A 19,518-nucleotide genomic window follows, 5' to 3' on the forward strand; every position below is an offset into this window, starting at 1 on the left:
AGGAGTTTAAAATGGAAAAAACGAAAAGCCCGATCAATCGCATGGGAGCGGTATTTTTACATGTAGAAGACTTAAAAGAAAGTGCAGCGTGGTATGCAAAACTTTTAGGAAAAGAGACACCAGAGATCCCAGAACACAGTCCTGTCCATTATTTTGACCTAGGGAATGGTGGCTTCTTAATGGATGACAACCGGAATAACGACCCTGGCATCCGGCCGGTATTCATGCTGCATACGGACGATATTGATGAAGCGTACGCCTATGTAAAAGAAAACGGAGGAAAAATCGTCCGAGAAATCGAACGGGATGATATGGTATCATTTTTCAACTTCCAAGATCCATTTGGAACGATCATGATGGTATGTGAGCAGCATGGATAGTCAAACAACTGTAAAGCATCAAATCGAAAGCATCCCATGCATTCATTTGCCTGTTACAAATTTAGAACGTTCAGTTGAGTTTTGGACAGGGAACTTCGATTGTACATTTGGGGACGAGTATCAGCCCGAAACCAAAATGGCTTCGGTCCGGATAGAAAATGGCGATTGGATTTTTTTATATGAAGTAGAAAAGGTGCCAACTGCTCCCTCTTTTAAAGGAGGAACATTGAACAACTCCGACAATGATCAGGTATTTGCAGCAACACTGAATGTGAAAAATCCTCAAGAGCTATTTGAAAACTTAAAGGAACACGGTGTTCGTCTCGGACAACTTCGGGAAGCATGGACTGGGCATGCATTTGATTGCTATGATCCAGATGGGCATAAATTCAACATCTGGGGCGGCGAATGGATTGAATCAGAATAAGTGAAGTGTACGGGAATTGCCACATAGGTAATTCCCTTTTTAAATAAAAATATGGTAGTATACGGACAGAAGATACATATTGAAAGCAGGGATGATAAAATTAAACGGATTATTTTTATTTTTGGAGGAGCTTTCGTTTCTGGAATCTTAATCATGCTCCTCATCTCATACTTAATTGAAACACCTGAAGAAAAAGCCGATGATTTTGTTACAGAGCTCGAAGCAGGAACAATTACAGCGGATCTACCAGAGGATCAAAAATCAGCTCTCCTGGAATTCATTGAGTTTCCAGAGAAAAAGCAACTTGAACAAACCCGTATGGTAATCGATCATGCAGAAGATGTTGATAATACATACCAAGTTAAGATTCGCTTTCAAGCGTATGAATATAACGACCATGATGATGAAGTGATCGAGGCGTACGATGGAAGCTTTGTCCTTAATATGAAAAAGGTTGGGTTCCGTGAATGGGAAATTCTCAATGTTACGGTCAACCAGTATAAATAAAATAGAATTATAGTACGAGGGGGCTGATCCATAACATCGTCACGTTGATGTTGGGTGGTCCCTTTTGAAGTATATTTTTAATTTCAGTTTACTTTGGGTCAACCTCTTTCTTGCATTAGTGGATTTTCTCCAATTTGCTCTCTAGAGATATGATGTAGAAGGAATCTTTAATGCTTTTAACGAAATATTAAAATAGACTATTAGTAACGGTGAAAATAGGGAAAAGACAAGTAGACCAACAATTGGAGGCGTCTATGACAAAAACAGAGATTATTAGAAACTATATCCGTTTTAATCAATGGGTCCAGAGTCTAGAGTCGATTTCTAAAAAAGAATGGTTTCAACCGATGCAACCAGGAAAATGGTCGATTGCAGAGGTGATTGTACATTTAACCTATTGGGATCGCTATTTTTTAAAAGAAAGATTTCCGTTCATGAAACAAGGAGCAAGTTTACCACGTCCAATCGATGTTGATGTTATGAACCAACGGGCATCGCTTTATGCAAAAAGTGGTGTGACCGAAGAATCAATTGTAAATGAATTTATGGAAACACGGGATCTGCTGATCAACGCAGTTAATGCTAGAGCGGAAGAGGATATGGATGACCCTTTTAAAATACGGGGGCACGATGCAACCTTGCGGAAGTACTTAATCAGTCTCTGTGAGCATGATCGACACCATAAACTTCAAGTTGAAGATTTTCTTAATGAAACACGAAAAACAGAGGACTCAAAGTGATACGATTGTTGTATCGCTTTTTCTTTTTGGCTATATAGATGGAATTAAAGAAATAAAGTTTTACCGAACCTCTTTTACCGCTTCTTCGTCTAACTACTGAAAAAATGAGAGGGGGTACAGTATGATTGAGCCGAAACAAGACGTGCCGAGAAACATCGACGGAACGAGTAAAGAAGAACGACTGGAATGGCTTATGGAGGAGTACGGGCATAGCGTGATCCGATTAGCTTATACATATGTAAAACAAAAGCAGCTAGCAGAAGACATTGCACAGGATGTTTTTATTAAATGCTATGAAAAAATGGATGACTTTCGCGAGGAATCTTCCTATAAAACATGGCTTTATCGGATCACCGTAAACAAATGCAAGGATTTTATAAAAAGCTGGTCGTATAAAAACGTTATGGTCACCGAGTTCTTCAGCAGTAAATGGAGACGGATAGACACCACGGCTGAGATGGAGATGCTTGTAAACGAAGAAAATCAATATATTGCAGAAAAGGTAATCTCCCTGCCCATCAAGCTCCGAGAAGTTATTATATTACATTACTATGAAGAAATGAAAATAGAGGAAATATCAAGTTTGATCAACGTTAATAGAAATACGGTAAAGTCCCGAATGCACAGGGCAAGGTCATTGCTGAAGAATATGCTGAAAGGAGGTCCGCTCGATGGATAAACACCTCACAAATTTAAATGAAAAAATGAATCGAACCGTTTTGAAGAATATTCGTTTTGAAGAAAAACACAAGAAAAATGTCATGAAATCAATCCAGCAATCGACAGGCGGACGAAAGAATCATGTTGTTTGGACTCGAAAGGCAAATTGGGGACTGAGCATTGGAGTTTCAGCCGCGTTAATCTTTGGGATCACCTACTATGGTGGTGAAAAGATGGGATTATTTTCAACTGATAAAACACCAACCCAACAGGCTGACAGAAACCAAACCGATCCAACACCAGACCCGAAAGAAACCGTTTTAACATCTGACCTAGAAGAACAACCAAAAGACCAGAAAGGGAACAGTCCAGTAAAAAACGGAAAAGAATCGAAATCAATATACGAGCCCTCAAAACAAAAAGAGTATCATGGTGACATGACCACAAAAGAAGTCATGACCAAAATGTACAACTCGACAGATTACTTTAAAACGGCTAAAGGCAAATTTGAAATGATGTGGAAGTATAGTTCGAAATCGGTAACTACTGAAGTTGAATTTCAAATCAGCTTAGGTGATCCAACCGGTGGCTATAGTAAAGCTTCATCCAACTCGACAAATAGTCAATCAACAAAGTATTCATTTTTTAAAGAAGGAACAGTGTGGGATGTATTTCAGGATACAAAAAAATACAGAAAAGGAACATACACGGTCGGAGATGATCAGAGCCCGCCAGTAGGAGCTGCATATGCAACTCTTATCCCATACAATACGACTTTATTCTTTTTTAAAGAATACCAAAGCTGGAAGATTGAAAAACAAAATGAAGATTTGCTTGGTCATAACACGATTGTTATTACCGGTGACATGAACAACCTGGCAGCGAAAAAATTCAAATCTAAGACACTGCGACTATGGGTCGATAAGGACTCAGGGATCTTGGTCCAATTCGAAACATATGATAGTTCTGGTGAGATCGTCAACTATCTCCATCCAACCGAATTACAAGTTAATGTCCCAATTAACACCTCTTTGTTCGAGCCTAATTTGGAAGGGTATGAAGAGCAGGGAATGCCCCGACCGGAATTCGACCCAAGAGAACAACACGTTACACAGAAAGCGTTTGCCAAAGGGTATGATAATGATAGTTTCAAGGCGATCAATTCAGTATTAAAGAACATGAGGAATGAAATACAGGAACTATATGAATTGAAAGATCCGTCTCTTCAGCTAACGCTAGTTGACTATGAAGTGTATAAAGAAAAAATACCACAAGGTGGTATGATTTATGTAGATAAAAAGTCGTATAATTCTGGGGAACTCCCTGTGAAAACCATTGGCATCAGGTTCCAACAAGAGAAAGCGTACCATAAAAACGATTTCGTATATGTCGTAAGCACTGGTGAGATAGTGGATGAATTCGAAGTGAATGGAATTAAGTGGACAGTAAGAAAGGACGATAGAAACATCTATTATGTCGGTAAAAAAGACGATTATACTTATGAAGTTGTAGCTGAACACTACACATTAGAGGAAGCGAACGAACTAATAAAGACCTTCGAACCATCCAACTGAATATTATGATGTGAAAATGCTGATCTGGACCTGGAAAAAGGTCTTGGATCAGCATTTTGATTGATTTTGAGCAAAGTTTCACATGCGTTGACAGTCCAAATTCCTTTTGGTGAAAATCCGATTATATTACCAAATTACACATATTTGCCTAGATTAAAAATATCATTTCTACTGATTCCTCGGCAACCGGTAGATCACGAATAAGAGTAAATAAGAAAGAACAACAACCGATCCCACCCATAGCCAAGCCATCGTCATGTTACCAGTGTCGATCGCCAAATAGATTGCGGTTGGAATTGTTTGAGTTCTGCCAGGAATGTTTCCCGCAAACATCAACGTTGCTCCGAATTCTCCGAGTCCACGGGTGAAGCTTAACACAACTCCAGTGATGATCGATTGTGCCGCAAGTGGAATGGAGACGCGGATAAAAACGTGCATACCAGTTGCACCATCTACCTTTGCTGCATCTTCAATTTCACCATCAATCGATTCAAATCCACTTTTTGCAGTTTGGTACATCAATGGAAATGACACAACGATCGCCGCAAGGACAGCTGCCCACCAAGTGAAGATGATCGGCTGGTTGAACAACGCTTCAATCAGTTGACCAATCGGACTGTTCATCCCGAATATGACAAGCAAAAGAAAGCCGACGACTGTAGGTGGCAGTACTAACGGCAGCATCATCAACGTTTCCAATGCCGTTTTACCTTTAAATGATTTACGAGCCATTATTCGACCTATTATAAGCCCGAGAAAACTAACAATCAGACCGGCAGTGCAGGCGACGGTTATAGATAGAAAAATGGGTGACCAGAATGAATGTATCATGTCAAAACCTCAATTAGTTGGAGAGAATCCGTAGTCTTTGAACGTTGCTTGAACCTCTTCTGTTTTTAAAAAGGTATAAAATGAAATCGCTGCATCCTTAACCCTACTGTTTTGAATAATTCCTACAGGGTAGACAATTGGTGTATGTAAGCTCGACTCGATTGCTTGAATGATTTTTACGTCATTTGATACGTTTGCATCAGTAGCATAAACAAATCCGAAATCGACATTCCCGGTTTCCACATAGGTAAGGACTTGGCGGACGTCTTTCGCATAAACCATTTTATTTTCAATCGTATTCCATATCTCAACATTTTTAAGCGTTTCTTTTGCGTATCGACCTGCAGGAACCGAAGCAGGAACACCGATTGCGATTCGCTCGATGTTCGATTGGGTTAGACCATTCAAGTCAGCTAAGTTAACGTTTCGATCCTTCTGAGTAACAAGGACAAGCTGATTTTTTAAAAGCTGATTCGTGTATTCTTCATCAAGTAGACCCTTCATTCGAAGTGCCTCGAACTTTTCCACTGAGGCGGAGAGGAAAAGATCGGCAGGCGCTCCTTGTTCTATCTGCCGCTGTAAGGTTCCCGAAGAGGCCAAATTTAAAACAACATCAACGGAAGGATGTTCGGTTTCAAATTCAGTCTCGATCCCTTGTAACACATCACTTAAGCTTGCTGCAGCTGATACATTAAGGGTCACTTGCGTTTCAGGTTGATCGGACCCAAATGGATTACAGCCTGCCAATATAACGAATAACATTAAAGAAAGCAAAACGCTTTTTGAGTTCATATACAATAAAGACACTTCCAATATGAAAAATTCTGTTATATTCACTATACTACATAAAATGATTTTCGACTGTCTAGACACTTAAAGCAGAAGACCTAACGATATTGAAGAAGTGTTTTTTAGTTTGTAATGAAAAATAGGGGGCTTTGATTTTGAAAAAGTTGAAGATACTGCTGATAATGACCGCAATCTTCGTTTCAGCATGTAGTGGACCGGGGGAAAAGAAAGAGATCAAAGTCGGAGATCCGACTGCACCTGCACCGACAGATCAAACGGAATCCGACTCAGAAACAAAACAATAAAGTGAAAAGCCTCCGTGATGGAGGCTTTTAGCTTATAGGTCGTAAATTTTCGTGTATTTTTGCTCGAGGTACTCGACAAGGTAACTAGCATCGAGCTCTTCACCCGTCACTTTCTTAACCAGTTCAGCAGGTGTGTAAAGCTTTCCATACTGATGAACGTTTTCCCGGAGCCACTCACGGATTTTCATGAATTCTCCGTTTTGAATTAATTGATAGAAGTCTGGAATCTCCTGCACGATCTTGTTCAACATTTGCGCGCCGTAAAGGTTGCCTAATGAGTAAGATGGGAAGTACCCGACACCACCGTGAGACCAGTGCACATCCTGTAAGACACCAAGACGATTAGACGGAGGAGTAATTCCGAGATAATCGACCATTTTCTCATTCCATACGTCCGGGAGATCCTTAACCTGTATGTCCCCAGCAATTAATCCTTTTTCAATTTCATATCGGAGCATGATATGCAGATTATACGTCAACTCATCAGCCTCGACCCGGATCAATGAAGGCTCAACACAGTTAATCGCTCGGAAAAACTCATCAAGGGAAATCCCGCTTAGCTGATGTGGAAAGTGTTGTTTCAAATCATCGTAAAAGTATGTCCAGAATTCCTTCGTTCGTCCTACAAAGTTTTCAAGGAATCTGGATTGTGACTCATGGATTCCAAATGAGGCACCGCGACGAATGACTCGACCTTCATAGTCCGCATTAACTCCTTGCTCATACAAGGCATGACCCGTTTCGTGGATTGTACCGAAAATAGCCATCCGCATATTTTCTGGTTCATATCTTGTTGTAATTCGGACGTCACCTGTATTGATTCCCATTGCAAATGGATGTGTTGTTTCATCTAGGCGACCAGCATCCAAATCATAACCCAATTTCGGAATGATGAATTCGGCAAACGCTTTTTGTTTTTCAACGTCAAAGGTTTGATTGAAGATTTCACTTCCCGGCTTACGTCCTGATTGTTGGATCCGATTTAACAGATCGATGCTTTTTTCACGGAGGTCCGCAAAGAGAGGATCAAGCTTTTCGACCGTCAAGCCTGGCTCAAATTCATCGAGCAACGCATCATATGGATGGTTTTCATAGCCATAATACTCGGCAAATTGTTTTTTCATCTCGATCATTTTTTCTAAATACGGTTCGAAATAGGAAAAATCATCGTTCGACCGTGCTTCTTCCCAAGCGTCGTTTGCATTTGAAGCAAGTACAACATATTCGTTGTAGACGTCGGATGGGATACTTTTTGATTTGTTGTAATCCTTGTTTCGTTCACGGACACATGCTTGTGTTGCTGAATCAAGCTGAGCAAAGACCTCTGGCTTGGTTAGTGTCTCCAGATAGTCGCCCATTTCCTGTGAAACAGATAGCTTGAACATTTCCGTCGACAAGGTCCCCTTAGCTTTTGCAAAGATCGGCCGTCCTTTTTTGGGTGCATATGTACGAGCATCCCAGCCCAGAAGTCCCATGATGTTGCCATAATGACAAATCTTTTCATCTAAAGCAGTAAATTGTTCTACCGTCTTTTGAATACTTGCATTTAAAACTTGTTGTGTCATCCAAAAACCTCCTCAATCAGTTTGCAACGCTATTAACTATATTCTTGATTCAAGGTCTATATCCTTCGAGAAACGAAATGGTTTTTTAAAAATGATGTAAAGAAAACTTGGCTAGCGCCAAGCCTTAGTGTAGGCGATCGCCCTAGTTGCACTTATACTTAGGACGTAAACTTTTCTCCAACGTCGGTAATTCTTCTTGGTGAAAAGTTATACTCCTAACGTGCAAGAAAAAAAGCCCTTGTGAACAAGGACTTTCTGGCGGGAACAGACATGAATATTATTTCATTTGACTTTTCGCCATTCGGATAAGCTCATGAACCATTTTTCCACCGATCTGGCCGCCGATTTTCCCTGCATCACCAGAGGTTAAAGCCTGATTCCCTTTTTCTTTAAGCGGAATTCCAAGTTCTTTTGCAACTTCATATTTGGCGGTGTCCGGAGTATTTTGATCTACAGAATAACCTTCTCGTTTCATTATCGATGCTTTTAACTGATCCAGCCCTTCACGAGCTTCAGGAACAAGTGGTCGTCGTTTTGCCAATTCAAGTTCGCCTCCTTTGCCTATAGTATGTGCGAACCTGATTTAAACATATTCCTTTAAACCATTCTCCAATGCTTCTTTATCCTCAAACTGATGACCGTACAAAGCCTCCTGCAATGCAAAGGTTCCTGCATAAAATCGGATTCTTGGCAAAAACTGCTCAAGGTCTTTGTAATACGGAATCATCGTCTTTACAAATACTTCTCCAAAATGCTTATAAAGCCCAGCAAAATCAATGGCAGGATCTCCGATATGGCAGCTGCCGAAATCAATGATTCCACTTAACCGTTTAAAGTGGTAATCATATAGAATGTTCGAAACGCCAAAGTCCCCGTTGATTAAGACAGGTTCAAATTCAAACTGACTTGGGTCTCCTAAAAAAGCTTCAAAGTGCCCTGTCACTTCAAATCTTTTTTCAAGCTTCATATATGGGAAGAGCTTTTCTTTAATCGTAGAAAAAAGTTGCATCCAATATTGAAATGCTTGCTTACCTGAAACTTTTTTACCTGGTGCATCAACGGTTGGAATCGAATGCAGTTCATTGAGGAATGTGGCTAGATCGGTCACGAGACGCTGCTTTTCAAAAGAATCAGATTCTAAAACCGCTTCTGAATACAAGGGTGCTCCCGCTATTTTTTGATAACCGAAAAATGCCTGTCCCAAGAGGTCTGTATCTGTATTGACAAAGTGCGGCTCTGGGATCGGAAGGGAAATATGAGGTTGTAAAAACACGAGCTGTTCACATTCGGTTTGTAAAGAATGCAAAGCCTTGTCATGTTTCGGAAAACGGAAAACCCATTCATTGTTGAGGGTTAAAATATCATTGTTTTGTCCTGTATGATTCCATTCTACAAAAAGCGCCTTTAAATCAGGATAAAACGACTGAATACATTTTAAATACGGTTCAAGAGACATAAAATTCCCTCCCTGTTTCAAAATTCGACCAGAGAAGGGAATTTCCTCTTATTTCATAAAAAGAAAGTATCTTTATGGTAATGGGCGAGGTTGCCCTAAATGCGATTACCGTTTTAAATCTCAATCAGATGGTGATACTGAAGAATAACTATTTTTTTTAATTTTTATTAATCCTTTTCCGGACGATAACCAAATCCCGATCAAAACGAAAGCTGCTCCTACAATTTGATACCAATGTACCCGTTCATTTAGGAAAAACGTCGCTAAAATTGCTGCAAACATTGGAATAAGATTAAGATATACCGATGAACGACTTGGACCAATCGAGCGAACAGCCGAATTCCAAAAGTAAAACGCAAATAATGATGCGAACAATCCAACATAGACAATACTGCCAAAGGTCCCTATATTCCAGGTAATGCGTTCATCAAAAATGAGTAGCTCACTAATACTGAAGGGAATAAGTAAAACTACCCCTATAGCCATTGAAAGCATAAAGGTACTGGCTTGAGGTAATTCGGATGCGTACCGTTTAATCAGGATAGAATATAGTCCCCAAAGGATTACCGCAAAAAGCATGATGAGGTCGCCTTTATTAAAAGAAAGACTAAATAATATAGTCCATGATCCTTTTGATACGATCCAAGAAACCCCTATGAATGAAAGAAGGATGCCGAGCTTCTGAATTCGGGACAGACGTTCTTTTAAAAGCAAAAATGAAAGCAAAGACATAATAAAAGGTGCTGATGTATTAACGAGTGCTGCATTAATCGAAGTTGTATAATGCAACGCAATGTAAAGCAGCGAATTAAATCCGATAATGCCGGTTAGTGCCATACCAACAATTGGTATCCTGTAAGCCTTTAATAGTGGTAAGTTTTTTCGGAACTCCTTCCAGGTAAAAGGCAAAATGATCAATAACGCAAGCAACCATCGGAAAAGGCTCAGCGTTAATGGAGGTAGTTGATCAGAAACAGCTCTGCCGATTACAAAATTTCCACCCCATAGCAGGGTTGCGCAAACTAAATAAAAATATGGTGATTTCCACAACATAGCCTCACACCTATAGAAAAGATCATTACTTTATATTATTTCGTGCAAACAAAGAAAATCCTTCATGAAACATAATTATTTTGAAATCGTAAAGAAACTATTCCAGAAGATACCTCATCAAAAATTGAAGCACCTTCCTTGATATGATTTACATAGGATAGAAATGCGAAAGGATGATGGAAATGGACTTGACTGCTAAAATAACAATTGATTTCATAGTAGATGGAATTAAGGAATTTTATGTTGAAATATTAGAAATCCCAGAAGAGGTTTCAGCTGGTGAACTTCAAGAAATCGTTGATAAACGTGCTCAAAAGGTGAAACAGATTAAACATGCTGAAATCGTATACTCATCAATAAAAATAAACCGAATCAATCAAATGAAGCACTAAATCAACTGTATGTGAATAAGGACTTGATCGGATTATCGGATCAAGTCCTTTCTTAGTTGGATATGTTTGCGATGTGAAAGCCTATATTTTAGTATACCTTTTTGTATGGACGAGCATAGTGAAAAGACAAACATAAAAGATAAACAGGTAGCCAATCACAATTGAAACTCCAATCCAGTCCCGAAGAAATGGGAGAGGAATAAGTGATAATCCTAAAAGTGACAAGTAAATCCCTACACATTTAGCAAGGCCGTCTTTATTTGATACTTCCTTTTCGACATACCCTGCTAACAGGTACAACTTCTTTTTAACCCCAATCAAAAAGGCGAAGGTCAATAACAAGCAGCAAAGTAGAAATGAAACTAAATACTCCATAATCAGTCCCCCGTAATCACAAAATCAACTAAACTGAACAAAACTCATAAGTGATGGAGCCAAATTTCATGGTACATATAATCCCCTTATTTAGAAGGAAACAGTGCGCGATCCAGTATTCCTCTTTCTCCCTATTTCATGTTTGTGCTAGTATGATTATAGAATGTCGGAGAGAGGGATAATCTATGTCAGATATAAGTAATAAACAGCGCCTTCTTAAAATTCGTGAGCTCTTTGAGGCAGATACAGATGAGGAAAACGAGCTTTCTCTAAAAGACTTGAAGGATAAGCTAAGAGGTTTTTTTGGCAATGACTATGACGTCCGAGAAAATGCTCTCCGTGATGACATGCGTGAGCTTAATGAATCAGATTTTTGTATCATCGAAAACGAAGGAAAATACGGGAAAAAGTTTTACAGCCATCAGGAACGGCTCTTTGAATTATATGAGCTCCGAATGCTTATCGATGCAGTTGTTTCGGCACGTTTTATTACAAAAAAGGAATCAAGACAGTTGATTGAAAAAATCAAAAAATTGACGAGTACAGGACTTTCAAAAAAACTTCAAAATCAGATTTACTTGGATGAAACGATTAAGACGCCATCCACTAATGTCCGATTTACCATTGACTGTATCCACGTTGCGATCTCTGAAAATCGGAAAATAAACTACCAATATGGTAAGTACAATGTTGATAAAGAGTTTAAGCTTAATCGAGAGGGAGAACTCTACTCTGTAAAACCATATGCACTTATTTGGAACAACGACTATTATTATTTGATCGGCGAATACGAGAAACTTGGTCAAATTCGTCATTACCGGATTGACCGGATGCGAAGTGTAACGGTACAGGATGAACAATTTAAACGGAATCCATTCAATGTTGCTGAGTATGTCAATAAAACATTCAATATGTATTCAGGTGAGGAACAGCCAATTGAAATACAGATTGATAATTCGTTGATTAATGTCATGATCGATCGGTTTGGTAGAAATGTAGACATTCGAAAAGTGGACGATAATTCGTTTATTCTTAAAACCAATGCTTCTGTAAGTGATGGTCTTGTTGGGTGGCTATTAATGTGGGGGGGACAAGCTAAGGTGCTTAAGCCTGGTACATTAGTTCAAAAATTGAAAGAAGAAAGTCAAAAACTATATAAGCAATATAACGAAAAATAAGCTAGTGAAAAATTATGATTTTTGATGTTTCTTAAATTGGCGGCTTACTCCGAAGGTTAAAAGCGTACAAATGAACACAAACGAAGCCCATGTAACAGCACCAAATTGTTTTGCAAAATTCAACATAATACAACTCCAACTTTCAAATTTCGTGTTTGTTTTTCCAAATTATAACACTGATTTGAATAAAATGTAAACACCTGTTGTCATTACAGTTAACTTCATATAAAACAAAAAGGGTGAATGACGGTACATTCACCCTTAAAAAGTGGCTTTTCTCATGGAGAGGAAGAGAACATGTTAGCTATTGGATACTTCAGAAAGTCCTTCACGTTCAATACTTCAGGGGAGGTACCCTCTCCACTGAGAATTCGCCATATCGTTATTTTTTTAGAGCGGTATTTCCCACTCACTATATATATTCTTATGCAACTGACATTAGTTGGGGGACGAATGTTGTCGAATTTGTGTCTTTCAAGAAATGGTTTTGGGGAAGACTCCTAGTTTAAAATTACGATCAATGGTTCTATTATAGGAAGCAGAGCTGTCTTCTGTGGTTGCAAAAAACATTCGTTTGATGAACGTCACAAAAAAAGAACTGGGCGGAGTATACTTGTCTCCGTCCAGTTCTTTTCTAATTGGTCACTTATACCGATCGCTCTTTTAGTTCCGTAGTGGACTTTGCTTCTTTCTCGTTCACTGCTGGTTCTGTGTTGCTCATCCGCAAAGGGATTTCCCTCAGTAAGAATGTCAATAAAACAGCTGAACCGATAAAGATCGCTCCAGTTAAAAATACATCACTCAATGCATGACCAAGCGCTGTACGAAGAACATTAACTACCTGTTCAAAAACTCCGGTAAACGCTTCAGGTAAAGAAGACCTGATTTTTTCAAGGCGATTTGGATCCATTAATATCTGTGGATCCTGGAGTGCCTTAAACTTTTCAGCAGCTTCTGGGTTATTTGCAAGAGCTTCAGTAGCTTTCCCGCCAGATGTTTTAGACAGTTCATCCTTCATTGAAGAAGCCATGATCGTCCCCATGATTGAAACACCGACCGTACCACCGAGCTGACGGAAAAGCTGGGCAGAAGAGGTGGCAACTCCTAGGAATTTATGACTGACAGCATTTTGGATCGTAAGCGTGAACACAGGGAAACTCATCCCAAGTCCAATTCCGACTATACTCATATTCATTACGGTCATCCAACCTGAAGTATTAGAATCCATCATCGATAACAAGAACATTCCCGAACTCATGATAGTAAGCCCCAAGATCGCAAAGATTTTATATTTTCCGGTTTTCGTAATAAACTGTCCGCAAATTGTAGATGAGGCCACCATTGCTAATGTCATCGGCATCATAATGAATCCGGAAGCTGTTGCTGATTTTGCCATTACACCTTGAATGAAGAATGGTGTATACATAACCGCACCGAACATTCCCATGCCGATAATAAATCCAATGATGTTCGATAATGTAAAAATACTGTTTTTAAACAAGTGCAAAGGCAATACCGGACTTTTTGATTTTCTCTCGATCTGGATAAAAATGATAAGTGCGATAACGGTAGCTGAAAAGAGCCCGATAATCTGAGGTGAAGACCATTCATACGTTTTACCTGCCCATGAGAATGCCAACAGCATAGGGAGCACTGTAAACGTTAAGAAAATCGAACCGAGATAGTCAACTTTTTCAGCCTTGGAACGATCAACCGAAGGAAACAGACGCCAAATTAAAATGAACGCTACAACACCAATCGGTAAAAACACCCAAAAGATCCAACGCCAATCAAAGTTATCGACAATATATCCACCGAGAGTCGGCCCGAAAACACTTGCCAAACCGAATACACTGCCCATGATTCCTTGCCACCGTCCCCGTTCGCGTGGTGAAAATAAGTCTCCAACCGCTGTAAAAGCTGTCGACATAATCATACCTGCACCAAGCCCTTGAACGGCACGGTAAATGATAAGATGAATAATCGTATCTGATGTTCCGCATAAAAATGTACCAATCATAAAGATTCCAATTCCGATTAATATAAAGGGTTTTCGACCATAAATATCGGATAATTTTCCAACTAAAATTGCAGTTATACTCGATGCGAGCATAAATATAGTAAACACCCAGCTGAAATATTGCATCCCACCAAGGTCTGCAATAATACGAGGTAAAGCTGTTCCAACGATCGTCTGGTTAATCGCAGCAAAGAGCATTGCCGACATAATTGCAATCATGATCATAATTTTTTTCTTATGGTCTAAATGTTCCATGTTTTCACTCCTGTTCATTTCGTGTGTAGAAAAGTTCATAAGGTGAAGTAATCATCAAAAAATAAATTTCAATTTCTATCTATAATCACAGTTATGTTAAAACATACCCGAGTTAAACTCTTTTCATCTTTTTAAAAAAGTGCACCATTTGATTGATTTCTTCGTCATTCAAATGTTCAAATCGACGTTTGAAATACTTCGAACGTTTTTGTTTCATGACATTGAATAATTCAGTTCCGTCTTCTGTGATGAACACTTCTACAATCCTTCGGTCCACGACAGAATGGATCCGATCTATAAGTCTACGTGAATATAAGCGATCCATCACATTTGAAACATGACTTCGGTTTACCTGGAACTCATCAGCAAGAATCGATACCTTTGTAGGACCATGCGCACTTAAATATTGAAGAAACATAAATTCACTAGTCGTCAACTCGCTATCAAACAGGTTAGCCATTTCTTTTCGATAAGACCTCAACATTTTTCGAAATGTCTGCTCGAGTTCTGTAATTAATTTTTCTCTAACCATTATTCCGTTCACCACACTTATAATTCACTTAGTTAACTATTTACTTCGTTCATTATACTCCGATTTTGGGTTGTGTCAACACTTGATTGAATCAGTAATAACAATAGCGTTATAGGAATTGCTTTACTTACTAACTGAACAACAAAAAAAGGACTGCCTCAAAAAAGAGTCAGCCCTTCGTTCCGTGTACAAAGGAATTACAGCAGCGTTATACCATCGTTCTCATTGAATTTCGGTGGTTCATCAGTACGCTTTGGAACTAGTGGTAGTCTGATTTCAATCGTTGTACCTTGCTTATATTCAGAATCGATGATTAAACGACCCCCATGTTCACGAACAATCTTCCGGCTCATCATCAACCCGAGACCGATTCCTTTCTCTTTAGTAGAATAAAAAGGCTCGCCGATAAACTGCAATCGGTCTTTCTCAATTCCTTTCCCTGAATCAATAAAGAATAACTTTACAATATGTTCATTTGCTCCAATCTTGATGTTGAGTTCATCCCCTTTGCCCATAGCTTCCATCGCGTTTTTCATAATGTTGATGAAAACCCGCTTCAAAGCACTTTTCTGGCAGTTAAGGATGATTTGAGTATCGGTTAAGTATTGAACATCCATGTTTATTCCTTGAAGAAAGGCTGTCCCTTCAAACAATCGTACACAGCTATCAACAATATCGGTTAAATCAGCTTCTTCTAGATGAACAACATGAGGTTTTGCAAGATCCATAAACTCATCTGCAATCCGCTCAATGTTGTTAAGTTCACCGGTAATGATATCAATATAGCCTTTATAGACCGGGTCCGTAATCCCCTCATCAATCATTCGGAGAAAACCAGCTACACTCGTTAATGGATTTCGCAGCTCATGGGCAATCCCAGCGGCTAATTGTCCAACCGTGGACATCTTCTCAAGCTGCATTGAAACATGCTCATCCTCTAGCCGTTTTGTAATATCCCGCGCAATTATGAGAATCATATTTTCTTCATACTCGGAATATTCCTTTGAAATGAGTGGTGTAAGAACGGCATCAAATGTATATGATCTACCGCTTTTCTCAGTTGTAAACGCTAACTGCTCCGGATTTTCTTTTTGAAATACATGCTTTATCATATGGTGAAGCAAATCGCGGTCATCACCAACTACGTATTCGTCCATAAATGTATAAAAGTTATCGCATGGTTTATGCATCATCCACTCTTTTGCAGAAGGGGAAACATATTGTATATTTCCTTCTTGGCAAAACGTAAAAACGAAGTCAGATGTATTTTCAAGGATCAATCGATATTTCGTTTCACTTTCTTGTAGGGCTTTGTCTGCTTGCTTTCTAGCGGTAATATCTCTTCCCACAATTAAGAATTTTTCAAATGGTGCATGTTGATCGTATAAAGGTGAGCCGATCATCTCGACCCAAATATAATCTAAGCTGGCATGCAAATATCTAAACTCAGCTTGTACGGACTTCCCTACAGTTACCATTTGACGAAATTGATTTAGAACGTGTCTGCGATCATCGGGATGGATGAACCGGAAAACATTTCGATTCAGATAAGATTCAGCCGTAAAACCCGTTACGTGAAGATGGGAGGGTGATGAATAAGCCACCTTTCCAGACATATCGACAATACTGACTAAATCTTTCATATTCTCAGCAATGAGTTGATAGGAGTTTTTCTTTTTTATATATTTTTCCTTGAAAAGAATTTGTTGAGAGATATCCCCGTATAATCGGGCAACCGCTGTTCGTTCTCTGCGATGATTGTAGATGTTGATGTAGCAGATTGAAACATCTTTTAACGTCCCATCCTTATGTACACGTTTTGTTTTTGGAATATTATATATGTCATGTTTCCGTAATTGCCGGACAATCTCTTCGTATTCTTTTTCAAATCCTGATGGGAATAACGACACTCCATTTCCGAGCACCTCAGAATCCTTCCAGCCAAACATTTCAGTAAAAGCGGGATTTACCCTGTATGTTTCTCCATCCAAGTGTTGAATAAGCAATGCATTTGGAGAGGAGCGGAATATATTTTCCAACATTTGGTCATCGGTCATATGTTTATCAGCAAAATATGGGTTATAAAGAATGATACCACAGTAGTTTGAATCGCCTTGTTTGATCGGAACAAAGCTTACAGATTCATAAAGAACCTCTTTTTTTGCGATCGAAAAATGCTTCTTTGTAACCTGGGCACCCTGGTGAATTGCATCGTTACACCCCTGTGAAATTGCAGCACTGCTTTCAAAAAGCTGTTCAATCGGCCTTCCAATTAAACCTTCTTGTAAATCGAAGGCATCAGTAGATGCTTTATTTGCATATTCAAGAAAACAACCCGCATCATTGACTTTAAAAAGAAGATATGGGTCAGGATAACTATCCATTAACGCTTGCTCAAACTGTTTCAAGTAAATCCCCCTCTCTAAAAAACTAAATTTCGACAATGTATTACTATAGACATTCTCCTAAAAGCACATTTATTCCTTCCAAGAGTGAGGTTTATACTAAAAATTCCGGGCAAAAAAAAGAGATGACTGATACTGCAGTCATCCTTAGTGGATTTTGCTCTTAAAAATCGACTTTTACGTTCAAAAAATCAGCCTTGATCAGTGATTTAACGATTATGACCAATGCAGGGCCGATGATAAGTCCGAAAAACCCAAGTAATTCAAATCCGATGTAAAGACTTGAAAGTGCAGCAAGAGCACTGATTCCAAGGCTCGAACCAAGAATTTTTGGTTCAATGATCCTTCTGAAGATCGTAATAAGGAAAAACAGAACAATCAAGCCGATTGCAAGTCTTTGATCGCCTGTATACAGATTGTACAACCCCCATGGGACAAGGAACGAACCTGTACCAAGGATGGGAAGAATGTCGACGATAACGATCAAAATTGAAAAGACCAAAGCATACTCTACATCAAGAATCATCAAGCCGAACCATGCAATGATAAAGGTTAAAAAGCTTAGAATCAGCTGGGCACGTAAAAAGCCTACGAAAGCAAGCGACAATTGCTTCATAACCAACTCGACTTTTATCTTTGCCTTTTCAGAAAACATATTTAAAAAGCCATGATGAAGTCTTGGTAAATCAAGACTAATTAAAAACACCGAAACAAGGTATATCAACAATTGAATGAGCAGCACAGGCACAGCGGTTACAAAATTAACAAGACCTGCTGTTAATCCAGAAAGAAAATCAAGAGAAAATTTACGTAAATCCTCTAAAGCATTTTGAACAGTGGATATGTACTCATTTGGAATTTCTTTATAATACTCCTCCATCTGTATCACAAAGCTCTCGACGTTTTCAAAAATATATTGTGCGTACTGTGGCAGCAGTTGAGTAAACTCAATCACCTGCACAACAAGAGTCGTAACAGCCCAGTAGCATCCAAGTAGAAGCATTGCCAGAAATAAACTGAAACCAATTGTTACGCTCCACACCCTTTTAATCGAAAACGTGTTGATCAACAGTTTGATAAACGGCTCGAGGAGGATGGAGGTTAAGAGAGCAAGTACGAGCGGTATGCTATATGGGATAAGAAAAACGACAATCCCTACAAGTAATAAAAATGGTATATATTTCTTTAATTCCAATATCTCTTCTCCTTACTGAGCGGGAACCGTATTTTACGTATATCGGTTTCATCGAATGAAGTTAACAATATTATACCTTTTATTGAGGAAAAGGGCATCCATTACGAACGAATTTAGTCGATTTTTCTTTTGAAACTTTTATTCAGATAGGTTGCAATATAACAAATTGCCCGAAGGGTAAATAGTTCTTTTATAGTAAAATAGTTTAGTCTGCAAAGTTATTTTTTAAACGGATGATGAGAAAGAACTGTTTCTATTCAACTATTTTTACCAAATTCATGAAAATTTGATAAGGGATCAAAAAATCGCCGACCTTTTCTGTTATTCTACAAATATAGCAATAAGAGGGGGGAAGAATGTTGAAACTAGGGTTTGATCATTTTACTCAAATTAAAAAAGAGATCGTAGAGGGTACAAGTAAAACCTTTATTCAATCATTCGAGGATTTATGCGACTTGATAAATATCGGTAAAACTGTTTATTTTCAAACAGATGATGGTTATGGAACTATTAAGAAGAGCAATGAGTCGAAAGTTTTTATTACTGTTGCATCAAGTAATGATGTCGATCAGTTTGAGGGGACCGCACGAAAGCTTCAAAAAATTTATTTTTATCTACAAGGTGCATTCTTTATCATGCACGTTTAGAAACGGTGACTATTTTCTTTAGTAGTAACGCAAGGACAATGAACATTCCATAGCGTTAAAGGCTTTAGGACAATCAGCACTCATATATGGTAATGGCTACTATTTTCAAGGAGGACTGACCACAGTCATCAGCAAGTCGATAGACTGCACTGTGTCGGTCTTTCTTTTTTTACCTCTTTGGCGAGCCTTTGATCTTTTTTATAAAAATAGGTTGTCAGCTTTACAAAATTCA

At 38.8% G+C, this 19,518-nt stretch carries 21 protein-coding genes; 10 read left to right on the forward strand and 11 right to left on the reverse strand.

Annotated features, from left to right (window positions below):
* Positions 1-11: 11 nt before the first annotated feature.
* The 6 genes from MOJ78_RS04990 (at position 12) to MOJ78_RS05015 (ending at position 4,288) form a co-directional block, all read left to right on the forward strand.
* Complete coding sequence (locus MOJ78_RS04990; RefSeq protein WP_304980104.1) at positions 12-380, forward strand: VOC family protein; 369 nt, start codon at positions 12-14, stop codon at positions 378-380.
* Positions 373-807 (forward strand): VOC family protein, encoded by a 435-nt coding sequence (locus MOJ78_RS04995; protein ID WP_304980105.1) that lies wholly within the window; start codon positions 373-375, stop codon positions 805-807. The genes MOJ78_RS04990 and MOJ78_RS04995 overlap by 8 nt, the downstream gene beginning before the upstream one ends.
* Positions 808-960: 153 nt before the next feature.
* Complete coding sequence (locus MOJ78_RS05000; RefSeq protein ID WP_304980106.1) at positions 961-1,314, forward strand: hypothetical protein; 354 nt, start codon at positions 961-963, stop codon at positions 1,312-1,314.
* 254 nt (positions 1,315-1,568) lie between these two features.
* Positions 1,569-2,054, forward strand: coding sequence for a DinB family protein (locus tag MOJ78_RS05005; protein ID WP_304980107.1), 486 nt, complete (start codon positions 1,569-1,571; stop codon positions 2,052-2,054).
* Positions 2,055-2,175: 121 nt separating this feature from the next.
* Positions 2,176-2,733, forward strand: coding sequence for a sigma-70 family RNA polymerase sigma factor (locus tag MOJ78_RS05010; RefSeq protein WP_304980108.1), 558 nt, complete (start codon positions 2,176-2,178; stop codon positions 2,731-2,733).
* On the forward strand, positions 2,726-4,288 hold the full coding sequence (locus MOJ78_RS05015) for a hypothetical protein (RefSeq protein WP_304980109.1): 1,563 nt from the start codon (positions 2,726-2,728) through the stop codon (positions 4,286-4,288). Before MOJ78_RS05010 ends, MOJ78_RS05015 begins: the two co-directional genes overlap by 8 nt.
* Before the next feature lie 168 nt (positions 4,289-4,456).
* Here MOJ78_RS05015 and modB read toward each other — a convergent pair whose 3' ends face one another.
* Positions 4,457-5,119: a molybdate ABC transporter permease subunit gene (gene modB, locus MOJ78_RS05020; protein ID WP_304980110.1), complete on the reverse strand. Its 663-nt coding sequence runs from the start codon at positions 5,117-5,119 to the stop codon at positions 4,457-4,459.
* Positions 5,120-5,128: 9 nt separating this feature from the next.
* Complete coding sequence (modA, locus tag MOJ78_RS05025; RefSeq protein WP_304980111.1) at positions 5,129-5,911, reverse strand: molybdate ABC transporter substrate-binding protein; 783 nt, start codon at positions 5,909-5,911, stop codon at positions 5,129-5,131.
* Positions 5,912-6,063: 152 nt separating this feature from the next.
* Here modA and MOJ78_RS05030 point away from each other — a divergent pair, with 152 nt between their 5' ends.
* Positions 6,064-6,213 (forward strand): hypothetical protein, encoded by a 150-nt coding sequence (locus tag MOJ78_RS05030; RefSeq protein ID WP_304980112.1) that lies wholly within the window; start codon positions 6,064-6,066, stop codon positions 6,211-6,213.
* A gap of 32 nt (positions 6,214-6,245) precedes the next feature.
* Here the strand turns inward: MOJ78_RS05030 and MOJ78_RS05035 are convergent, their stop codons facing one another.
* The 4 genes from MOJ78_RS05035 to MOJ78_RS05050 all read right to left on the reverse strand — a co-directional run bounded on the left by MOJ78_RS05035 (position 6,246) and on the right by MOJ78_RS05050 (position 10,287).
* Positions 6,246-7,778 (reverse strand): carboxypeptidase M32, encoded by a 1,533-nt coding sequence (locus tag MOJ78_RS05035; RefSeq protein ID WP_304980113.1) that lies wholly within the window; start codon positions 7,776-7,778, stop codon positions 6,246-6,248.
* A gap of 277 nt (positions 7,779-8,055) precedes the next feature.
* Positions 8,056-8,319, reverse strand: a complete 264-nt coding sequence (locus MOJ78_RS05040) for a small, acid-soluble spore protein, alpha/beta type (protein ID WP_304980114.1) — start codon at positions 8,317-8,319, stop codon at positions 8,056-8,058.
* A 42-nt stretch (positions 8,320-8,361) separates the two neighbouring features.
* On the reverse strand, positions 8,362-9,234 hold the full coding sequence (locus MOJ78_RS05045; protein WP_304980115.1) for an aminoglycoside phosphotransferase family protein: 873 nt from the start codon (positions 9,232-9,234) through the stop codon (positions 8,362-8,364).
* Positions 9,235-9,354: 120 nt separating this feature from the next.
* Complete coding sequence (locus tag MOJ78_RS05050; protein ID WP_304980116.1) at positions 9,355-10,287, reverse strand: DMT family transporter; 933 nt, start codon at positions 10,285-10,287, stop codon at positions 9,355-9,357.
* A 182-nt stretch (positions 10,288-10,469) separates the two neighbouring features.
* On the opposite strand from MOJ78_RS05050, the gene MOJ78_RS05055 reads away from it, so the two are divergent.
* Complete coding sequence (locus MOJ78_RS05055; RefSeq protein ID WP_304980117.1) at positions 10,470-10,679, forward strand: hypothetical protein; 210 nt, start codon at positions 10,470-10,472, stop codon at positions 10,677-10,679.
* Between the two features lie 81 nt (positions 10,680-10,760).
* Here MOJ78_RS05055 and MOJ78_RS05060 read toward each other — a convergent pair whose 3' ends face one another.
* Positions 10,761-11,054 carry a DUF3784 domain-containing protein gene (locus MOJ78_RS05060; RefSeq protein ID WP_304980118.1) on the reverse strand — a complete coding sequence of 98 codons (294 nt, stop codon included), beginning with the start codon at positions 11,052-11,054 and terminating at the stop codon, positions 10,761-10,763.
* Positions 11,055-11,239: 185 nt separating this feature from the next.
* On the opposite strand from MOJ78_RS05060, the gene MOJ78_RS05065 reads away from it, so the two are divergent.
* Entirely contained in the window at positions 11,240-12,232 is a 993-nt protein-coding gene (locus MOJ78_RS05065; protein ID WP_304980119.1) for a helix-turn-helix transcriptional regulator, read from the forward strand.
* A 646-nt stretch (positions 12,233-12,878) separates the two neighbouring features.
* Here MOJ78_RS05065 and MOJ78_RS05070 read toward each other — a convergent pair.
* The 4 genes from MOJ78_RS05070 to ytvI all read right to left on the reverse strand — a co-directional run bounded on the left by MOJ78_RS05070 (position 12,879) and on the right by ytvI (position 18,639).
* Positions 12,879-14,507, reverse strand: a complete 1,629-nt coding sequence (locus MOJ78_RS05070) for an MDR family MFS transporter (protein ID WP_304980120.1) — start codon at positions 14,505-14,507, stop codon at positions 12,879-12,881.
* Positions 14,508-14,619: 112 nt separating this feature from the next.
* A complete protein-coding gene (locus tag MOJ78_RS05075) occupies positions 14,620-15,039 on the reverse strand; it encodes a MarR family winged helix-turn-helix transcriptional regulator (RefSeq protein ID WP_304980121.1) in 420 nt (139 codons plus the stop codon).
* 197 nt (positions 15,040-15,236) lie between these two features.
* Positions 15,237-17,447 carry a PAS domain-containing sensor histidine kinase gene (locus MOJ78_RS05080; RefSeq protein ID WP_304980122.1) on the reverse strand — a complete coding sequence of 737 codons (2,211 nt, stop codon included), beginning with the start codon at positions 17,445-17,447 and terminating at the stop codon, positions 15,237-15,239.
* A 160-nt stretch (positions 17,448-17,607) separates the two neighbouring features.
* Complete coding sequence (ytvI, locus tag MOJ78_RS05085) at positions 17,608-18,639, reverse strand: sporulation integral membrane protein YtvI (RefSeq protein WP_304980123.1); 1,032 nt, start codon at positions 18,637-18,639, stop codon at positions 17,608-17,610.
* Between the two features lie 356 nt (positions 18,640-18,995).
* Here ytvI and MOJ78_RS05090 point away from each other — a divergent pair, with 356 nt between their 5' ends.
* Positions 18,996-19,286: a hypothetical protein gene (locus MOJ78_RS05090; protein WP_304980124.1), complete on the forward strand. Its 291-nt coding sequence runs from the start codon at positions 18,996-18,998 to the stop codon at positions 19,284-19,286.
* The last annotated feature ends 232 nt before the right edge of the window (positions 19,287-19,518 follow it).

This window comes from Alkalihalobacillus sp. AL-G (genome assembly GCF_030643805.1).
GTDB lineage: Bacteria > Bacillota > Bacilli > Bacillales > Fictibacillaceae > Pseudalkalibacillus.